Source organism: Clostridium sp. 001 (assembly GCF_019056555.1).
GTDB lineage: Bacteria > Bacillota > Clostridia > Clostridiales > Clostridiaceae > Clostridium_B > Clostridium_B ragsdalei.
Map to the genome: position 1 here is coordinate 1410187 of NZ_CP020473.1, position 20585 is coordinate 1430771.

The window sequence follows — 20585 nt, forward strand, 5'->3', positions numbered from 1 at the left end:
ATATATACTACAAATTACATAATTATAAGTTCACTTAATATTTGAATTCCACTTTCTATATTCTTTTCATCCACATGTGAAAAACCAATTTTAAAGTACTTTTTACCTTCTGAAGGTACTTTATAAAACAATGTACCTGGTGTAATTAGAACTCTTCTATTTTTTGATTTTCTAAAAAGCTCTATAGAATCTATAACTATGTTCTGGTTTATTTTTAAATAAAAATGCAGTCCTCCACCTGGTTCTACAAACTCTACCTGATTTTTTAAATATTTATCTATACATTTTTTCATATATACATATCTTTTTTTATAGACTACATTTAAATCATTTATATAATTTCGCCACAAACCTTTTCTTATATATAAATCCAGAGCCCTTTGCATAAGACTGGATGTAGATATATCTGTATTTATTTTTGAATTTTGAATACTTTCTTTAAATTTCTTAGGAGGTATCAAATATCCAATTCGTATTCCTGGCAAAAATATTTTTGAAAAGCTTTTTATATAAACAACCCTGTCACTACTATCTAAGCTTTTAAAACTATTATATTTTATGTTATCATCATAAATTAACTCTGAGAGATAATCATCTTCTATTATATAAAAATCATATATATCGGCTAATCTGAGTATTTGCCTTTTCTTTTCATTGCTATAGCTTATCCCAGTAGGATTTTGAAAATAACTCATTGTATAAAAACATTTCACTTTGTTTTTTTTAAGTATTTTTTCAAGGTTGTCTATATTAATTCCATCTTTTTCAATAGGAGTTTCGATTATTTCAGTTCTCCTCCATTTAAATACAGATAGTGCCCCACTGTATGTTGGTTTTTCGACTATTACAGTATCATTTGTATTTAAAATAGCCTTTGAAACTACATCTATACCTTGCTGCGCTCCTGAAACTATAAGTATATCATCCTTATCTATATTTCCATTCCAGAACACATCACTTATACTATTTCTGAGTCCATCATATCCGAGGGATTCTTGACATATCAAAGCCGATGAGCCATCCCTATCCAGAACCTCATTTAAAACACCTTTAAAGAAACTTATTTGAAAAAATTCACCACTTGGAGTTTCTCCGGTAAAATCTATATAATTTTCTACTTCATTGCTAGATATCTTTTTCAGAACCTTTGAGTATTCTCTACTAAAGTTCTTATTTATATCCCTCTTTTTAGCATAAGTTCCACTGCCAATTTTTTGAGCAGCATAGCCTTCAGCTTGAAGTCTTTTATAGGCATTTACCACAGTGATTTTATTTACATTTAAAAATTCTGCCATTTCTCTTATAGAAGGTAGTTTCTCCCCGTCTTCAATTTTATTTGTATCTATCAACTTTTTTATATGTTTTTCTATTAATAGATATTTAACAGTTTCTTCTCTATTTAGATTCACAAAATATTTATTAGAAATAAAATTCACTTCCCTGCTATAATTTACAATAGATAATTGACAGTTGTCAATTGTTAATTGTCAACTGTCAATTATCACAAAACATTCCTAGTGCTAAATTCTATTTTATAACAATAACTGCATTATGTTAATACAAATTTAATTTATCCAATTAAATAAAATATACATTTTCCTTAAATAATACAGTTCCATCCTTTAACTTATAGTTTCTCGTTTCTTTTTTTAGTATATTCCTTTCCCATAACTTATTTAATATTTCTTCCATATTTATGTTGTAATGATAAAATAACTCATCATTTTTTATATCTTCTGAACTTAAAAAACAATCCTTTTCTCTCATATAATTTAATAATAACTTAGTCGTATTTCTTATATCTCTATTTACATTTTCTGTTAAATAGTCTATAGTGCTATTTATAGAATCAACTATATTTTCATTTTTAAAAAATAATTTGTCTACACATTTTTTAAAGTTGTCATTTAAATTCATAGAAATAGTCATAGAATCTTTACTTATCATATGTCCTGAAGAATTTACATATAATTTAGAAAACTCTTCAACAGAACGTACTGCAGCAATATATGCAGTATATACATTGTCATTTTGAAGATATTTTTTACATATGCCCATACTTTTAAATAACTCTCCAATATAATACATATTCCATCTTTCTCTATCTAAATCTGAATAATATCTTCCAGTATCATATTTTGAAGTTATTTCCTTATCCTTTGAAAATACCAGTCTGGATGAAGATATTATTCTAGATATAAATCCACCCTTTAAATTTTTTTCAGGCATCTGCAGGAAGTTACTCTTGCTTACAAGTTTAACATGAATTTGAATTCCCTTTTCCTCAGTGTATATGTTTTTAATACTGCCCCTTTTATTATCAAACACTACAAGTAAGTCGATATCAGATTCATCCCACAAATCGCCAGTGACCATACTTCCAAAAACCATAACTGCAAGGACAAAATCATTTGCTTTAAGTCTATCAATGGTACTGTTAAAAGCCTTTTGATATTGTAATATAGTTTTTTCCAATTTAGTGTCCCCCTTTTGAACTTTATCAACTTGAATTTCTATATATTATATAATATATTTTTATAAAAATACAATGGTAAAATTATTTTTTTGCTATTTTACCAAAAAAGAGCATCTAATATTTTCATACTAATACTCTCTTTTTAAATGTGCAATTATTTTTCGTTAATTATAAACTTCTTAAATTTATTGTATGTTTTTTCATCTACAAGTGCATTTACATAGGTACCATCTTCCCTATAATCTTCGTTCTTTACCTTACAATATTTGTGAATAAATGACACTGCAGACTGTTCTGTATAAGGAATTAAATATTCTGCTTTTTTTATGCTGTTAGGAAGCATTTCCAATATCTTTTTCAAAAGCTCATTTAAATTCATACCATATTTAGCTGATATAAATATTGCATTTGAATTTTTATATTTATCTTTTATACTGCTCAATTTAGTATCTTCCAATTTGTCAATTTTGTTTAGCACGATAAGTACAGGTTTATCATTTACTTCTAGTTCGCTCAGTACTTCATTTACTGCATCTATCTGTTCTTCTGCATAATCGGATGATGCATCTACTACATGTAATAATAAATCAGCATATTGTACTTCTTCTAAAGTAGATTTAAATGCTTCTACCAAATCATGAGGAAGTTTTTTTATAAAACCTACGGTATCTGTCACTGCAATTGTTCTGCCATCTTCCAATTCCACAGCCCTAGTAGTAGTGTCCAAAGTAGCAAATAACATATCTGCTTCAAATACCTTTTCCTTATTTACATTTTCTCTAGTGACAGCTACTTCACACAATTTATTTCTTAAAGTAGATTTACCTGAATTAGTATACCCCACCAGTGATACCTTGTTTATCTCATCTCTCTTCTTTCTTTGAGTTTTTCTAACCTGCTTTATTTTTTTCAGTTCTTTACTAATTTCATATATCTTTTCTCTTATATGCCTTCTATCAGTTTCTAACTTCTTTTCACCAGGTCCTCTAGTACCTATTCCTCCTCCAGTCCTTGAAAGAACTATACCGAGTCCTGAAAGCCTAGCTAACCTGTATTTTAGCTGTGCAAGTTCCACCTGTAACTTAGATTCCTTACTCCTTGCCCTTGAAGCAAATATATGAAGTATGAGAGTAGTTCTATCTATTACTTTTATTCCTAGGTTTTCTTCTAAGTTTCTAACTTGAGAGCCAGATAATTCATCATCAAAAATTACTATATTTGCACCACTGAGCTGTGCAATTAATGCTATCTCACTTACTTTTCCCTTTCCTACGTAAAAAGCAGTATCTATAGTATCTCTTTTTTGAAGTATTTTTTCTAATACGTTAACATTACAAGCTTTTGCCAATTCTTTTAATTCATCCAAGCTATCTTCAGTATCTGTGCCTACAAGTAATGCTCTCTCTCCTTCTTGTTGCAGTACATATTCATCATTCATCGACTTTTCTATTTCATTTACTTTTTGTACTATATTAAAGTTAACTGCGTCCTCTAAAGTAAGCTTTTCTGAAATTTCACTTATAACTTCTCCATCTTTTACCTTACAAAATCCTATGGTAATACCTGTAATGCCATCCTCGTCAACCCCTATAGCTGCTATGCAATCCAATCTTAATTTTACTAAGGCTGAAATATCAATTTCGGAAAGTCTCGAATCTCCATTAGGATGGGTATGTACTATCCTAATACCACAGAGTTTATTTTGGTTTCCCTCAATTTCAGTAATACTTACAGTACTACTATCTCCAACAGATATGCTTACAATTGTTCCTCTTTTATCAATTGCTAGGCTTAATTCTCTATTTAAATAAGTAGTAATTCTAGAAAGCATTTCTACAATCTCCCTGCTGCATATGCTTTCTTTTGAAACTCTTATATCATAAATCTTTTCCAATTCATCTAATATCGAATTTTTTATTCCTTCTGTATTTCCATATATCAAAATATCATCTCCATATCTATCAATTCACAATTCACAGTTTGCAATGCACAATTTCAGTAGATTTTCTGTGACAACAGAAAATCGTTCTTAATTATGTATTATGAATTGTACATCGTGCATTACAAATTGATTACTTCATATTATTTTTATATTGAATCAAAATTTCGTATACACAAAAATTGAGTTTATAGCTATCGTATAATTCTATACTAAATAAAAAACATTGTAAACACATTACTCCAAGTCATTGAAAATTTACAGAAATCTTGCTAATATTGATAATATAATTTTATATTATGGCAATCATTAATTTAATATACACCATGGAGGAATATTATGGAAAATAAATCAAAAAATATATTGATAACTCAAGAGCGAATTGGAAAGAGAATAGAAGAAGTAGGTAAAATAATAACCACTAAATATAAAGATAAAAATTTATATGTATTATCACTTTTAAGAGGAAGTTTCATATTTACAGCAGATTTAGTAAGACAAATAAAACTTCCCGTAAAAATAGGATTTATGACAACTTCAAGTTATGGAAATTCTGAAACATCATCTGGTAAAATAAAAATTGTAAATGATATATTAGACGACATGAAAGGGTATGATGTTTTAATTGTAGATGACATAACAGACACAGGTATTACTATGGACTTTGCTATAGACCATGTAAAATCTCTAGGTGCTTCCAGTGTAAAATGCTGCGTTCTTCTAGACAAGCCTGATAGAAGAAAAATTTCATTGACCCCAGATTTTTGTTGTTTCGAAATTCCCGATGTATTTGTTGCAGGTTATGGATTAAATTATGGAGATTATTATCGGAATGTACCTTACATATTTAACTGGGAATAATTTTGTTTAAAAAATGGCAAAGCTCTTTTTAACATTGAGCTTTGCCATTTTTTAATTACCGGATTTTAACTTAACTCCAGTTTTATCAAGGCCTAAATCTATGGCCGTTTCTGGTACTTTTCCCACTATAATTGTTTCTGATATAGGTACTTCATTTTTTACCTGTATATCTTCACTTCCAAAGGGAATCATCACCCTCATGTTTGTCTTTACCTGTACACTTATTTTATGTCTAGATTGATTTATACCTGCACTTTCAAAGCTTGACAAATATTTAGTCTCTATGTAACCTATAGGCTGCATCCTAATTGTAATGCTAGGTCCAAAAAACGCTAGCAAATTGTTTTTCATTATATATCCCATGGGAATCTTCAAGCCAACTTTTCCTACATTTCTTAGCTTGTTTTGGGATTCCAATGCCACATCACAAGCTATTTTATTCATTTTTAGTGTATCTGCTCTAACCATAACTATATTATCTTCCTTATCTTTTTCCACCTGTATAATGTCTTTATAAGTAAATTGTTTTGAATACTCCTGCATTATAACTGAATTTATAGTTTGTGTAACTACAGCTCTGATTTCTACATTTGAAGCTGTAATTATAGCAGGGGTTATCCTTGAATTTACAAAATAAAGACACATTACTGTGGATAAAGTTATAACAGATATTATTAATACAATTTTCATTTTCTTAATGGGAACTTTAAATTTTTTTATCTCTTCCACATCCTTATGATTTGATACATAATATATATATGACAATAACCTCGTGTATTTACCTAAAGATTTAATTTATGTTATAATAATTTAAAAAATGTACACTTCAAAATAAGGAGGAAATTTATGGTCAAAAAGCGTAAAAAGGCTCGAAAAAAGGTTTTTAAACATGGAGCTGCAATTTTATGTGGATTATTAGCATTGGTATTTGCTGCAGCATTGGGTTTAACTGCAGCTGTTATAAAAAATTCTCCTCCACTAGACATAAGCCAAATATCGAATTTAAACGAACCTTCCGTTCTATATGATGATAAAAATAATTCAATGGACGTACTAGTTACCCCACAGCAAAGGACGGTAATACCTTTTAGCAGTATGCCCCAAAATTTAAAAAATGCTTTCGTAAGTATAGAAGATGAACGATTTTATAAACATAAAGGCATAGACTTAAAAAGACTCATAGGTGTAGTATTTATAGATATTAAAAGCAAATTTAGTGGAAATACTGGAATTCAAGGTGCATCTACCATAACCCAACAATTGGTTAGAAATATATATTTATCTTCTCAAATATCTTATAAGAGAAAAATGCAAGAAATATATCTTTCCTTAAAACTTGAAAAGAAATTGAGTAAAACTCAAATACTTGAGGCTTACATGAACACAATTTATTTAGGAGGAAGAGCATTAGGTGTTGAAGCCGCTGCCAAACAGTACTTTGGCAAATCAGCAAAAGATTTAAACTTAATTGAGTGTGCTTTTATTGCAGGTATGCCTCAAAGTCCTTCTGTATATTATCCTTATTCTCCTACAGCTAAAAAAAATCCATCTATATATTTAAATAGAACTACTACTGTAGTAAAAAAAATGTATGAGAATGGATATATATCAAAGGATCAGTACACAACTGCTGTAAATGACATTGCAAATGGTAAACTGGATATAATGTCTCAACCTACTGTAAATAATGGATATAACAATGAATGGTTTACTGTACCTGTTATAAATGCAGTAAAAAAAGATCTAAAATCTAAATACAAATATACAGATGAGCAGATTGAGAATTTACTTATGTATGGTGGTTTAAAAATACATACTACTATGAATAAAGACTTGCAGGAAAAAACTGAAAATACCTTAAATAACGACAGTATTTTTAATTCTTCATCTGCAGATAAAAATGGAATAATTCAACCTCAGGCTTCTGCTGTAGTCATGAATTATCATACAGGTGAGGTAAAAGCGTTAATTGGTGGAAGGGGAAGCCAGCCTGCCAGATCTTTTAACAGAGCTGCATCTGAAAAATATTTAAGGCCTTCAGGTTCCAGCATAAAGCCTTTAACTGTATACAGCCCTGCTGTAGATTCAAAGCAATTTACTGCAGCTTCTACAGTAGATTCTTCTCCATTATCACCTGAACTTGCAAACAAATATGCTTCTAATGGAGAACCTTATGACCCTAAAAATGATGAATCTACTGATTTCGGAACTGTAACTTTAAGAACTGCCTTAACTAAATCCTTAAATACAGTAGCAGTCAAAGTAGAAGATAGAATGGGTTTAAAAACCGGAGCTGATTATGCAGAAAAATTTGGTATAACTTTAGACGAGCATGATAGATCCAGTATAGCAGCACTTTCTCTTGGAGAGCTCCATCACGGTACAAATACACTTTTGATGTCTGCTGCTTATGGAACTTTTGGAAATTCTGGAAAATACACTACTCCAAAACTTTATACTACAGTAGTAAATAGAAATGGTACAGTTTTACTTGATAATAAAACCCAAACTAAAAAAGCACTTTCTCCACAAAGTGCATATGTGCTATATCAGATGTTAAAAGGCCCTGTAAGTGCAGAAGGAACTGGTAGCAATGCTAACTTAGGAGGCATGCCTGTAAGTGGTAAAACAGGTACTTCTGAAGATAGAAAAGATCTGTGGTTTGTAGGACTAACTCCTTATTATTCCGCTGCAGTGTGGATTGGTAATGATGATGATTCTGTATTAGATGGCTCCTTAAGCAGTAACTCTGCAGCCCAGCTTTGGGCTAACATAATGTCTCCTTTCCATCAAGGTTTAGAGGCAAAAGATATTGAAATTCCAGATGGAGTTGTAACTTCTTCTATATGTTCCAAATCAGGAAAACTTCCTGTTTCAGATTGTCATACAGATCCTACAGGTAATAAAGTTTATACTGAATATTTTATAGATGGAACAGTTCCCTCAGATTATTGTAATGTATCTCATTCATGGAATGCACTTGATAACTTACCTGGGAGCAAAAGTAAAAAAAATAGCGCTACTAATAAAAATAACTGGAATTCTGATAGTAATATAAATGATAATCCTAATAATACTAATACAAACAATGATGCAAATACTGATACAAACACTAAAGATAAAAAAGACACTACCAACGATGAAAACTCAAAGGATGTTAACAATTTACCTACTAAAGTTCCTAGTACAGGAAATTAACTTTATATTAATTTAATTTAAAGGGGATGTTGCAAGGCAATTTTTTAAATTGCTTTGAACATCCCCTTTTATCTGATGTTAACCTGTTAAAATTTCTCTCATAGTTTTTAACACTTTTTTTTCAATTCTAGAAACCTGTACTTGATTTATACCTAACATCTTTGCTACCTGTACCTGAGTTTTATCTTTAAAATATCTCAGCATTATAATTTGTCTCGACTTCACATCTAAATTATTCAAAGCTTCCTTAAGTGCAATTTTATCCACCATCTCTACATCTTCCTTTGGATTTTCACTTATCTTATCTATCAAAAGCACTGGTGAACCATCATCTTGATGTATAGTATCATACAGATACTGCAAACTGCTAGCAGACTCTGTGGCAAAAATCAGTTCTTCTACTTCTACTCCAGAATACTCTGCTAATTCTTGTATTGTAGGTTCTCTATTTAATTTTTTAGTAAGTGCTTCTCTGTCATAGTGGAGTTTTTTTGCAGTATTTTTTACACTTCGACTTACTTTTATCATTCCGTCATCCCTTAAGAAGCGCTTTATCTCCCCTAATATCATTGGTACAGCATATGTAGAAAATTTTACATTGTATTCTTCATTGAAATTATTTACTGCTTTCATAAGTCCCATGCAACCTATTTGAAATATATCTTCATACTCGTATCCCCTGTTTAAAAATTTTTTACTTATAGCCGCCACCAATGGTAAATTCAATTCTACCAATTTATTTAGGGCATCCTTATCTCCCTTTTTTGCATATTTAATCAATTCCAAATTATCATTATAACTATATTTTAATTTTTTTGCTGTTTCCTCACTCATATTATTCACCTAACTTAATGAATTAAAAACTTTTTTCATAGTTAATCTTGTCCCTTTGTTTTTTTCAGATTCTACTTTAAGGGAATCCATAAAGGTTTCCATTACAGTAAATCCCATGCCTGATCTCTCAAGATCAGGTCTTGAAGTATAAAGGGGTTGTCTAGCGAGTTCTATATTTTCTATACCTACACCTTGGTCCTCTACTATCAATATAAGTTCTTTTTCTTTAATAAAGGCTTGAATTTTAACTACACCTTCTTTATTTTCATAACCATGAATAATAGAGTTTGTAACTGCCTCTGAAACTGCAGTTTTTACATCTGCCAATTCCTCCACTGTAGGATCAAGTTGTGATACAAAAGCTGCTACTGAGACCCTGGCAAAGCTTTCATTTTGTGATTTACTAATAAACTCTATTTTCATACTGTTATCGTACATAATTTATCCCCCCATTAAATATTCTGAACTGCTTCCGCAACGCTGTCATAAAGTCCTATAATTTTAAACATACCTGAGATTTCAAATACTCTTTTTACTGAATTGATTGCACCTACAATACATACGCTACCATCTGCAGAATTTAGTTTTTTATATCTTCCTATTACCACCCCTATTCCAGAGCTATCCATAAAACTTACTCCTGAGAAATCCATTATCAGCTTGTTTAAACCCTCTCTATCCAATCTATCATCTATTTTATTTCTCACTTCTTCTGCACTATGATGATCTAGTTCTCCTCTCATATAAACTATAAGTTTATTGTCCTTTACATTAAATTCCAAATTCATATATTATCTAAAGCTCTACTAAAGCTATACTAAATAAGATACCTGCCATATATAGCCTCAGCGTTAAAATCTCAATTTTAACTTTAATTTACCATATAACAATAAAGGCATATTGTTATATGACTGAAATTCATACTAAGAATTTTAGTCATATGCATAATAATGCATAGTCCGAGCCAGACACTTTTACCCCCCTTCTTTCATTTTTAATCTAGAGTTACAATAAACCAAAAATATGTAAATATAGTTGTAATTTTTAATTAGTAACCCTCCATAAAGTCAAAACCTGTACTTTAATACTATTCTCCGTTTGGAATAATTTTCCTTCTTTTTTTATTAATAATTTTATTATTTATTTTTACCACCTATTATATTTTTAAACACATATTGATAATTTTTTTAGTAAAATTTAAAAAGATAATTGCCAAATATGAACTCAGCAATTATCTTTTATTTTTTCTACAATCTGAATTTCCTTATCTGTCAGCCCAAAAAAATCATACAACCTTTTTTCTACATTATTTTCTTCTCGAAAACCAATAGAAGGAATACACAATTTCATCAGATTATTAGGATAATACTCATATAGATTTTCTCCTAATTTTTTCCCGAAAGTTTTAAAGTAAAATTCATACAAAGAACTATTTAATATATTTAAAAGCATTTCATAGGTAAAAGGTACATTTTTTTTTAATACTAAAGAATATATATCTGCACTAAAATAGCTTCCCTTATCAAGAGCAAATCTATTATCACACGATTTGTATGGGAATACAATTTTCTTTTCTTCGAAAATTTCCGGTTTTCTCCCCCATTGAAGCTCATACCACTTTCTCGTTCCTTTTTTACATTCTCTTCTTTCCATAAGCTTTTTTTTGTACTGCTCTATATACTTTATAGCATTAGGACATTCTATCTCATTTTCTATTAAATTTGAGTATATAATAAATTTTTCACCTTTAATTACTTCGTTTTTTCGTATATGGCTGCTTTTCACCCAGGGTTTTATTAACCTTAATTCAATTTTTCTACTATTTATTGTGTCTCTATCAACTATAAAAGCCCTATCACATCCCGTTATTATACCCTGATAACTATGGCATATATCCTTTAAAATAAATTCACTTTTTGCTTCTATTTTATCCATTATATTTTTCTCAACTTCATTAACAAATACCCATCCATCACTATTTATAGACTTTTGAGGAATAGAAAATTTTTTGTATTTTTCAGATTTATCTAAAAGCAAAGAATCAAGGAATTTATTTTTTTCATCTTTTCCACTTTTATTGGGTCTTATGATTTCTATATTATTGTCCCAATTTTTTGTTCTTACTAAAAATATTATCATTGGATCTATACCTACTCTTTTAAAAGGTCTTATACCATAAAAATCTATAATTTTATAAATAGAGGTATTTTCAATTAAAAACTTTCTAAGTTCTTTTCCGCTGCAAGATTCGCAAAAATATCTGGAGGTAACAAAAAGTAATTTTCCTCCCTCTTTTAAGCACTTTAATGATTTTTGAAAAAAACAGTAAGATATGTCTCCTTTATCTCTATATATACTTCCATATATTTTCCTTAAAATATATGAATAACTGGAATCTACAGATTTATGTCCTATATATGGGGGATTTCCTATAAACACATCAAATTTTCTATCTATATTTTCCACTAGAAAATCCTTTACTTGAAAATTTTTTTCACTAAACTGATTGCTAATCAAAAATAAGTCTATTTTTAAAACTTTTATTGCAGTTTCATCTACATCAAATCCAAATAGATTGTTATGTACTATATGGTAACTTATATCTTTTAGTTTCAAATTTAAATTATTTTTACTATTTATAACTTCAATATTTTTAATGAATATTTGATTTAAGTATAGAAAGCACTTACAAATTAAATTTCCAGATCCACAGGAAGGATCTACTACTTTTATAAATGGATTTTCAATTACATCATTGACATTTATCAAGTTTTTAACCATAAATGCTGCCATTTCCGGAGGAGTATACACTACTCCGTTTTTTCCATTCATAATTTTCTGTTTATAGTATTCTTCTGAAAAGCTAATTTCTTTCTTCATATTAAGTCTTTGCCTATAAGTTTCTATAAAATGAATATTCTCTTCTACATCTGTATTTTTTTTAATAAAATTATAAATTTCTTCAATATCTTCAATAAAATTATTCATATTCCTATCTCCGTGCTGAATATATGCATTACAGGGAAACATCGCTATACAACGTTTCCCTGCTATAATTTTCTTACAATCTCTATTAATCTCAAGTATAAATTATTAAATTAAGTATACCATAAAATATATCTTATAAGGTAGGTGATTATATTTGAACAAAAAATTTATGTCTATATTTCTCCTATGTACAATTTTTCTATGTCCTTATAGTGTTAAAGGCTACCAGGTAGGAAAAACTACTTTAACAAATGCAAAAAACATAACTACTCTAGATGATAATAATGCTTCTTCTAGGTTAAAAAATCTAAATACTCAAAACTTAGATAGAAGAGAAAAAAATTGGTTTTTCAAACCTAATAATTCTGGTATGCCTTCAGAGGAACCTGCAGATATACTAAAACTCCTAAACAAATACTCTGGATATTATTTAGGAGATACCTCAAAGAAAATACTTTATCTTACTTTTGACGAAGGTTATGAAAACGGATATACTTCTAAGATCTTAGATATATTAAAATCCAACAACGTTAAGGCCGCTTTCTTTGCTACTACCCCTTATATAAAAGATAATGCGGAACTTGTAAAAAGAATGGTAAATGAAGGTCACCTAGTGTGCAATCATTCAGAAAAACATCCTTCAATGGCAGATGCTGCAAAAGATCCTATAAGATTTGAAAGAGAATTTACAGTGACAGAAAATACTTATAAAGAAATTACAGGTAAAGAAATGCCTAAATTCTTTAGACCCCCTATGGGGAAATACAGTGAGTTATCCTTATTTTATACCAAGCAATTAGGATATAAGACCATATTTTGGAGTTTTGCCTACAATGATTGGAATAGACAAAAACAGCCCTCACCTGTGGAAGCAAAAAAAATGATAAATCGCAGGACTCATAATGGCGCCATTATTTTACTTCACGCAGTATCAAAGACAAACTCTGAAATACTGGATTCACTTATAAAAGACTGGAAAAATGAAGGGTATGTTTTAGAAAGTTTGGATAAATTACCTTAAAAATATCTTTTCCAAAACATTATACTTTATAATGTTCTGTAAATTAGGTATAATTAACTTGTATATAACTGTATGTTATACCTAATTTGCGTTATTTTGAACTAGGTAAATATATTTATGTTTGGGGAGATATTATGAAAATTACACAGGAATCAGATTATGGATTTAGAGTTGTACTTTACTTGTCAAATTTAGGATACGGTAAAAAAATTGAAGCCAAAACCATAGCTAAAGATCAAAATGTACCTCTAAGATTTCTTCTTAAACTTTTAAGGAAACTGACTCAGGCAGGTATAGTAAAATCTTTCAGAGGAGTTAATGGAGGCTATGCTTTAAATCGTATGCCTGAAGATATTACTTTAAGACATATTATTGAGGCCATAGACGGGCCTATTTACTTAAACAGATGCCTATACGATACAGAGCATTGCAATGCCCATAAAAAAGGACATTGTGGTGTGCACAATGCTCTTTCAAAGGTACAGGGCACTCTAATTAAGGAACTAGAGAGTATTAATTTCAAAGATATAATGGAAGATAAAATTTAAAATTTTAAGGCCATTGATAACTAAATATCACACAGCCTTAAATATAACTTTTCATAATTTAACATTTACTTTTTATTATATTCTGCAACCTTCAATAAAAACTTGGGTATAGAAGAAAGTCTCTTTATTCTATAAGGTTCCTTGCAAACTCTGTACAACCATTCAAGTCCTAGTTCTATCATCCATTTTGGAGCCCTTTTAGTTTTTCCCGCCAAAACATCAAAACTTCCTCCTACACCCATATACACCCTACACGGAAGTATGTCCATATTCCTTGCTATAAATATATCCTGTTTGGGAGCACCCATAGCTACAAAAAGTGCATAAGCATTGCTTTTCTTTATATCACACACTATATCTTCGCAATTTTCTAGATCAAAATATCCATTATGACTTCCGGCTATGTTAATCTTAGGATATTTCCGTTTTAGATTTTCTTTACATCCTTCAAGTATTTCCTGCTTAGCACCTAAAAGATATATAGGTTTATTTTCCATACTACATTTTTTTATTACTTCTTCCATTATTTCTATACCTGCTATTTTTTCTTTTATAGGCACTTTCACCATTTTAGAAGCCAAAAGTGTTCCAACTCCATCTGGAATTATTACACTTCTACTTGCCGTAAAACTAGTCAATAATAAATTATCCTTAAGTCCATTATAGAGTACTTCTGGATTACCAGAAACTATGTTTACTTTAGAAAACTTCTCTATATACTCCATGAGCTCCATCTTACTTCCATTAAATACATTATATTTTAACAATCTTGTAAACATATTAAAATGCACCTTCACTTTTAAATACAGATGAGACTGTCCTTAGTAAGATTTTTATATCCATCCACAGCGAAAACTTTTTTATATACATCAAATCATAATATACGGTCTTTCCAAGTTCTATTTCTCCTCTTCCGCTTACTTGTGCCAATCCCGTTATTCCTGGTGTTACAAGTAATCTTTGTTTATACGAATCAGGATAAAATTTAACTACATCTGGTATTTCAGGTCTTGGTCCAACCAAGCTCATATTTCCAATAAATACATTAAAAAGTTGTGGAATTTCGTCCAAACTTGTTTTTCTTAAAAAAGCTCCTGATTTAGTCACTCTATTATCATTTTTACTTTGAAATACAAAATTTTCTAAGTCACCGGGATCAATGTCTAATTCTCTCTTTTTTTCCGCATTTACTACCATAGTTCTAAATTTATATATGGTAAAATTCTTTCCATTCTTACCCACTCTAATCTGTTTGAAAATAGCAGGGCCCTTCGAATCCAATTTAATCCATATAGCCAATATTACAAATACTACGCTAAGTATAATTATTCCTACAAGAGATAATATAAAATCAGCTATTCTCTTGAGAAATAATTGAAAGGATTTACTTTTTATATCTTTATCCACATCTATTTTTATATCTTCTGTCTGCATAATTTTATGATCTGTAAATTTAAACCTACAAATCAGTTACTTCACCTGCCTTATTACATTTTTACTTATTATATCATATTGCATATACTTTATCCGACTACCTCTCTATAAAAGTTTTTTTATCTCGTTGAGTACTATGGATCCTATCAATGTAACTGCAAAAGCATTTACACCAAAGCTTAAATTATCCAGATGTACATATCTTCCTATATAATATTGAGTATACAAATATAGTATACCTGCCTGGGATAAATAAATATCATAAGAAGTATTTGATATATACCTTATAATTTTCATAAACAATCCTTTTTTCCATTCGAAACTGAATATGAAAATTACAAAAAATGTAGAATAAAAAATTACTGAGGGACGCTGAAAAGTCGTAATGTAGTCTATACTTTTACCGTACTGATTTCCCGTTATAAAACTATACAGCAGTGTAAAAATTGAAAGTAAAAACATAACACACACTATAGGTCTAATTCTCTTTAATTTCTGGGATATATTATCTAGATTTTTTCCCATATATCCTCCTAATGAGAAATAAAAGATCCAGTAAAATAAATTTTTTTTATTCCAAAACCACTGATCTGGAGTCACTACTTTAAAGTAATAGGTATATATAATAAAAAATGATGTCATTAAAAAACTAAGTAATAGCCACCACTTTTTTTCCATGAATTTGTATATGAAAGGAAATATTATGTAAAGCTCAATAATTAAAGGTACAAAATAAAAGTGATAAAATACATTTCCATATACTATGTTGTTTAAATCAGTATGTATGTTAAAATCCTTAGTTATAATGATTATATATAGTAAGCACCACACTATATACTGTGGTACTACTTTTAAAAATCTTCTAATTATAAATTTAAAGTAGCCGCATCCTTCTTTATAACTTATAGTGAGTCCCATTCCAGAAATAATTATAAATGCAGGAACGGAAAACCTTGAAAACTGATTCAATATAAAGTTAGCATTGTAAGTGGTAGAATAAGGTGTGCTCCTATACAGTATAGTTGCAGAAACATGTAATACTATTACTGCAACTATAGCAAGTGCTCTTATTACATCCATCTCCAAAACACGTCTTTTTGTAATGTCTGCCACCTTCCTTGTACAAAATATTTAATACCTACCTTGTAATTTTATTTTTAAGCCCATTTATTAGGTTCCTATACTCTTCTAATCCAGTAAAATACAAACATATAAAGTAGACTACACTGCCAAATACAAAAGATATGAAAATTGAAATCATACTTTGCTGCATAATAGATGAAATCTTATTCATACAGAAATTATTTATAACATATATAACTATTCCCATAATAGCAGAAGAACAAACTATTTTAACAAAACTTAAAACAAGTTTTCTAATATTCATTCCTTCCAATTTTTTATTCAAGTTCCACATCATAAGCAAGGTAGTAATGACTGCAGAGATAGTTGTGGCTAAAGCAAGCCCTGAAACCTTCATATATTTTATTATAATTATATTTATAATTATATTTATAATTATGCCCACAAAACTGTTTGACATAGGGGTTTTTGCATCTTTAACAGAATAAAATGCTTTATTCAAAATATCTCTTACTCCATAGGCAATCATTGCAGGGCAGTAAAATAATAAGGCACTGGAAGTTAAATTTGCAGCTTGTGCTGTAAATGCCCCTCTCCTAAAAATTAAGTTTATAAGTGGATCTCTTAAAACTCCTATAGCCACTGATGCAGGTATCATTATTATCATTATGGTATTTATAGCACTTATAAGGGATTTCTTATACTTTACAACATCCTTTTTAACTGCTAGTTCAGATAAAGTAGGATATACAATCATAGCTATACCTATGGCAAAAACTTCATAAGCCAAGGTACTTACTTTATTTGAATAGTCCAGGACTGTAACTGCTCCAAAATATATATTATTTGCAAAACACCTATTTACAAACAAGTTTAATTGAACTACTGAGGTACTTATAACTATAGGTATCATTAGCTTAAACATCTGATGTACGTCACTACTTTTAAAGTCCAATATAAATTTATATCTATACTTAAGTTTCCTATATCTTGGCAAATTTATTACAAATTGAGCGAAAAATCCTATTACTGTAGCTACTGCAAATCCCTTTATACCATACCTGGAAGTTAAGAACACTAAATACACTATATAAACTAAGTTAGATACAAATGCCATAGCAGCAGGTTCATAAAACCTTTTATGGGACTGAAGCACTCCTGTAACCACACTCCCTAAAGTTACAAATATAAGTGATAAAAACATTATCCTTATTATTTCAACAGACTGAGCAAATATTACACTGTTGGAGGTAAAACCATGTCCAAAAACATATATTATCTGCTTTGAAAATATTATGAGTACAGCTGTGAGAACTATTGTAAAAAGGGAAGCTATGTTTATTACATTGTTTACAAATTTATTTCTCTCACTTATAGTGCTATTTTCGATATGTTCCGAATTAAGCGGTATAAAAGTAGTAGTAAGTCCATAACTTATAGTAGTTAAAAGGTATACCATACCCAATGCAAAATTATATATATCCGTAACATAGGTAGCTCCAAATTTTGCAGCTATAAGGGAATCCCTTACAAGTGCCAAAACTTTTCCGCCAATTATAAAAAGCATTACTATAATGGAACTTTTTATTAATTTCTTTTCTGCCATATTTTTCACTCCAACTATTTTTCTGAAAGTATTTTAGTATAAGCATTGTAATATTTTGTGCAAAAGCTATCTATGGAAAATTTCTCAACTACAGCATCATATAATTTTTCTCCTTTTAGGTATATCTCATTTCTTTCCTCATAAATTTTTCTCATTTTTTTGTATATATCTTCTACAGAATTAGGATTTATTAATGAAATTAAATTATCACCTAAAACTTTCCCTATGTCTCCTACATCTGGCGCTATGAAATATTTTTTCACTGCTGCACTTTCAAGCAAAGTCATAGGAGGTGCTCCACCTTCACTAAAGGAGGTTAAAATTCCTACTTCACCTGCATTTGCAAAATCCAATGCATTGGGCTTATATCCTGTAAATATTACTCTATTCTCTAAATGAAGCTGTGCTACTTTTTGTCTCAGAGTCTCTTCCATAGGCCCATCTCCAACTATTATAAGCTTGGCGTCTTTAACTTGCTTTTTCAGCATATTAAATGCCTCTATAAGGGATAACTGATTTTTTATAGGATGACATCTTGCTACATTTACATATACAAAATCATTTTCTAATATATTGTATCTTGCTCGTATACTTTCTCTACTTTCCTTTATAACTCTATTATTAAAATCCATTCCGCTATTTACTACAAATTTCTCTCCTATAAATTTTTGCTTATCCAACAGTCTTTTTATATAATCCGATACACATATATATTTTTTAAAGCTGCCTAACCCTAGTGCACTAAGTGGAGTGAAAAACAGGTATTTAATCCTATTATTTAAAAAATCTCTCCTATAATCACTATGTACTGTGGCTACTGTAGGAACACCTATTTTATTTTTTAAAAAATAGTGGATAAAAAATGCTTTTGCTCCATGAAAGTTTACAAGATCAATATGATTTTCTCTTACATAATCTATTAAGTATCTATCATAGGTAGCAGCTCTTTTAAACTTTACTGTATCTATATTCATACTTTTACTTTTATCATAAAGGCCTCCACCGCCTATTGTACCTATAATTGAATGAAATTTATCCTTTGAATAAAAACTCAAATTCAACACATAATTTCCACCGCCGCCTATATCATTTCCTGATATAACCTGTAGCACCTTCATATCTTTCACCTCCACTTTAAAATAGTTAAGAGTTAAAAATTAAGAGTTAAGAGTTATGGTTGATTTTCTTCCGCTAAAACTACAGAAAATCTAAATCTAAAACATAGCGCTATTGAAGCAATGCTTCAATAAGCTCTATATCTTAGATTTTCGCAGCATAGTGGAGAAAAATCCCCATTCATTATTCACTCTTAATTATTAATTATTAACTCAAAAACATGCCTTCGTTTTTCTTATCCCTGTACATCATTCCTTGAGATACTGCTAAGAGTATCCAGAAGTAAGTTGTAGTCTTTGGTACGAAGAATAAGTTGTCAACTAAATTCATAACGTAAAAAGCTACCATAGAAGCTAAAAATCCTATATAGAAATGCTTATAAAATTTACTTTTTGTTGTATCTACAAAAGATTTAACTTTTATTAATGAAGATAAAAGTACTGCAACAAAAGATACTCCTCCTATAATTCCAAGCTCTGTCTCCATTTTCAAATAGGAATTATGGCAAGGCCACTCACTGTAACCATAAAATTTATACTGAGGATATATATTCGTATATTTGTCATACAAGCTAACGTAGTTCCCATTTCCAACCCCAAACAAAGGATGATCTTTTATCATCTTTTGTGCAATTTTCCAAAGGTATATTCTAGATTGATTTTGAACTGGATCATTTATAGCCATTATTCGTTCCCTTATTTCTGGTATAAATAAAGATGCCCCTGCAATTACACAAAGAGGTAGTACAAACTTAAGACTACACATAATCACTAATATAACCATTCCTATTGCCACTCCAACAATAGCATTTCTAGAACCTGTAAATGTTAGATTCAAAAACATCAAAGCTGCCAGCAAGGAATAAAACAACTTTCTTGCCTTTTTCTTTTCATATATAGCTAGCATAATCATTGGAAATATGGCTAATATCAAGAAAGCTGCCAAATTATTAGGATTATCCATAGTAGCAGTTATCTTAAACTTTGTATATCCATAATTTTTGAATTTATCACTAAGTCCAAACCCTGTAAAATTTTGATATATGCCATAGATACATATTATGACATTGGTGCATATATAAGAACCTAAAATTCCATTTAAAAGTTCTTTTCTATTCCACTCATATTTGATCATAAAAAACAATATAATATAGGATATAAATCTAAAGCTTTCACTAAGTGCAAGTTTCTTATCTGCCGCATAACTTACTGAAACTAACATCATAAGTGCCAGTATGCTCATAAAAACAGTAAGATAATTAGTGATAAAATCTCTTATTCCAGAAAAAAACCTACTTCTGCACTCTTTTGATGTAAGAAGTTTTACAAAGTATCCAATCAAAATAAATGCTAGTATACAATCTGCAGGAGGAATATTTATTCTTCCTAGTGCCATCTTATTCGGCAAAAGCGGAAGCAGTACTATATAAGCACAGATCAATAAGTACAAAAATCTATCTAAAAACAAAACTTCACCTCCAT

General features: G+C 29.7%; 18 protein-coding genes. 4 read left to right on the top strand and 14 right to left on the bottom strand.

Annotated features, from left to right (window positions below; all coding sequences use genetic code 11):
- Nucleotides 1-14 precede the first annotated feature (14 nt).
- The 3 genes from B5S50_RS06365 to hflX all read right to left on the bottom strand — a co-directional run bounded on the left by B5S50_RS06365 (nt 15) and on the right by hflX (nt 4418).
- Nucleotides 15-1436, bottom strand: coding sequence for a PLP-dependent aminotransferase family protein (locus tag B5S50_RS06365; RefSeq protein WP_065077740.1), 1422 nt, complete (start codon nt 1434-1436; stop codon nt 15-17).
- Nucleotides 1437-1578: 142 nt separating this feature from the next.
- Nucleotides 1579-2475, bottom strand: a complete 897-nt coding sequence (locus B5S50_RS06370) for a nucleotidyltransferase domain-containing protein (protein WP_065077741.1) — start codon at nt 2473-2475, stop codon at nt 1579-1581.
- 155 nt (nt 2476-2630) lie between these two features.
- Nucleotides 2631-4418, bottom strand: a complete 1788-nt coding sequence (gene hflX / locus B5S50_RS06375) for a GTPase HflX (protein ID WP_217303376.1) — start codon at nt 4416-4418, stop codon at nt 2631-2633.
- Nucleotides 4419-4754: 336 nt separating this feature from the next.
- Between hflX and hpt the strand changes: the two genes are divergently transcribed.
- Nucleotides 4755-5276 carry a hypoxanthine phosphoribosyltransferase gene (gene hpt, locus B5S50_RS06380; protein ID WP_065077743.1) on the top strand — a complete coding sequence of 174 codons (522 nt, stop codon included), beginning with the start codon at nt 4755-4757 and terminating at the stop codon, nt 5274-5276.
- Nucleotides 5277-5327: 51 nt separating this feature from the next.
- Here hpt and yunB read toward each other — a convergent pair whose 3' ends face one another.
- Nucleotides 5328-6041: a sporulation protein YunB gene (yunB, locus tag B5S50_RS06385; RefSeq protein WP_254306721.1), complete on the bottom strand. Its 714-nt coding sequence runs from the start codon at nt 6039-6041 to the stop codon at nt 5328-5330.
- Nucleotides 6042-6122: 81 nt separating this feature from the next.
- Between yunB and B5S50_RS06390 the strand changes: the two genes are divergently transcribed.
- The gene (locus B5S50_RS06390; protein ID WP_217303377.1) at nt 6123-8474 is read left to right on the top strand and encodes a transglycosylase domain-containing protein; all 2352 of its coding nucleotides are present in this window, start codon (nt 6123-6125) and stop codon (nt 8472-8474) included.
- A gap of 78 nt (nt 8475-8552) precedes the next feature.
- Here B5S50_RS06390 and sigF read toward each other — a convergent pair whose 3' ends face one another.
- From sigF to B5S50_RS06410, 4 genes are all read right to left on the bottom strand, one after another.
- Nucleotides 8553-9308: an RNA polymerase sporulation sigma factor SigF gene (sigF, locus tag B5S50_RS06395; RefSeq protein WP_065077745.1), complete on the bottom strand. Its 756-nt coding sequence runs from the start codon at nt 9306-9308 to the stop codon at nt 8553-8555.
- 9 nt (nt 9309-9317) lie between these two features.
- Complete coding sequence (gene spoIIAB, locus B5S50_RS06400; protein WP_065077746.1) at nt 9318-9746, bottom strand: anti-sigma F factor; 429 nt, start codon at nt 9744-9746, stop codon at nt 9318-9320.
- 14 nt (nt 9747-9760) lie between these two features.
- Complete coding sequence (spoIIAA, locus tag B5S50_RS06405; RefSeq protein ID WP_217303378.1) at nt 9761-10096, bottom strand: anti-sigma F factor antagonist; 336 nt, start codon at nt 10094-10096, stop codon at nt 9761-9763.
- A gap of 436 nt (nt 10097-10532) precedes the next feature.
- On the bottom strand, nt 10533-12296 hold the full coding sequence (locus tag B5S50_RS06410) for a TaqI-like C-terminal specificity domain-containing protein (protein WP_065077748.1): 1764 nt from the start codon (nt 12294-12296) through the stop codon (nt 10533-10535).
- A gap of 154 nt (nt 12297-12450) precedes the next feature.
- Between B5S50_RS06410 and pdaA the strand changes: the two genes are divergently transcribed.
- The gene (gene pdaA / locus B5S50_RS06415) at nt 12451-13317 is read left to right on the top strand and encodes a delta-lactam-biosynthetic de-N-acetylase (RefSeq protein WP_065077749.1); all 867 of its coding nucleotides are present in this window, start codon (nt 12451-12453) and stop codon (nt 13315-13317) included.
- A 134-nt stretch (nt 13318-13451) separates the two neighbouring features.
- Nucleotides 13452-13865 (top strand): Rrf2 family transcriptional regulator, encoded by a 414-nt coding sequence (locus tag B5S50_RS06420; RefSeq protein WP_065077750.1) that lies wholly within the window; start codon nt 13452-13454, stop codon nt 13863-13865.
- Between the two features lie 65 nt (nt 13866-13930).
- Here the strand turns inward: B5S50_RS06420 and B5S50_RS06425 are convergent, their stop codons facing one another.
- The 6 genes from B5S50_RS06425 to B5S50_RS06450 all read right to left on the bottom strand — a co-directional run bounded on the left by B5S50_RS06425 (nt 13931) and on the right by B5S50_RS06450 (nt 20571).
- Nucleotides 13931-14644 carry a WecB/TagA/CpsF family glycosyltransferase gene (locus tag B5S50_RS06425; protein WP_065077751.1) on the bottom strand — a complete coding sequence of 238 codons (714 nt, stop codon included), beginning with the start codon at nt 14642-14644 and terminating at the stop codon, nt 13931-13933.
- Between the two features lies 1 nt (nt 14645).
- Nucleotides 14646-15299, bottom strand: a complete 654-nt coding sequence (locus tag B5S50_RS06430) for a sugar transferase (protein WP_217303379.1) — start codon at nt 15297-15299, stop codon at nt 14646-14648.
- 105 nt (nt 15300-15404) lie between these two features.
- Nucleotides 15405-16412 (bottom strand): acyltransferase, encoded by a 1008-nt coding sequence (locus tag B5S50_RS06435; protein WP_254306722.1) that lies wholly within the window; start codon nt 16410-16412, stop codon nt 15405-15407.
- 25 nt (nt 16413-16437) lie between these two features.
- The gene (gene murJ / locus B5S50_RS06440; RefSeq protein ID WP_217303380.1) at nt 16438-17988 is read right to left on the bottom strand and encodes a murein biosynthesis integral membrane protein MurJ; all 1551 of its coding nucleotides are present in this window, start codon (nt 17986-17988) and stop codon (nt 16438-16440) included.
- Nucleotides 17989-18002: 14 nt separating this feature from the next.
- Nucleotides 18003-19115, bottom strand: a complete 1113-nt coding sequence (locus B5S50_RS06445; protein ID WP_217303381.1) for a glycosyltransferase — start codon at nt 19113-19115, stop codon at nt 18003-18005.
- Between the two features lie 196 nt (nt 19116-19311).
- Complete coding sequence (locus B5S50_RS06450; RefSeq protein ID WP_065077755.1) at nt 19312-20571, bottom strand: O-antigen ligase; 1260 nt, start codon at nt 20569-20571, stop codon at nt 19312-19314.
- Nucleotides 20572-20585 lie beyond the last annotated feature (14 nt).

What these genes read in the sequence shown, in the direction of transcription:
- B5S50_RS06430 (WP_217303379.1), bottom strand. Translation starts at nt 15,299, where the DNA reads ATGCAGACAGAAGATATAAAAATAGATGTGGATAAAGATATAAAAAGT.
- murJ (WP_217303380.1), bottom strand. Translation starts at nt 17,988, where the DNA reads ATGGCAGAAAAGAAATTAATAAAAAGTTCCATTATAGTAATGCTTTTT.
- B5S50_RS06425 (WP_065077751.1), bottom strand. Translation starts at nt 14,644, where the DNA reads ATGTTTACAAGATTGTTAAAATATAATGTATTTAATGGAAGTAAGATG.
- sigF (WP_065077745.1), bottom strand. Translation starts at nt 9,308, where the DNA reads ATGAGTGAGGAAACAGCAAAAAAATTAAAATATAGTTATAATGATAAT.
- B5S50_RS06420 (WP_065077750.1), top strand. Translation starts at nt 13,452, where the DNA reads ATGAAAATTACACAGGAATCAGATTATGGATTTAGAGTTGTACTTTAC.
- spoIIAB (WP_065077746.1), bottom strand. Translation starts at nt 9,746, where the DNA reads ATGTACGATAACAGTATGAAAATAGAGTTTATTAGTAAATCACAAAAT.
- spoIIAA (WP_217303378.1), bottom strand. Translation starts at nt 10,096, where the DNA reads ATGAATTTGGAATTTAATGTAAAGGACAATAAACTTATAGTTTATATG.
- hpt (WP_065077743.1), top strand. Translation starts at nt 4,755, where the DNA reads ATGGAAAATAAATCAAAAAATATATTGATAACTCAAGAGCGAATTGGA.
- B5S50_RS06390 (WP_217303377.1), top strand. Translation starts at nt 6,123, where the DNA reads ATGGTCAAAAAGCGTAAAAAGGCTCGAAAAAAGGTTTTTAAACATGGA.
- B5S50_RS06410 (WP_065077748.1), bottom strand. Translation starts at nt 12,296, where the DNA reads ATGAATAATTTTATTGAAGATATTGAAGAAATTTATAATTTTATTAAA.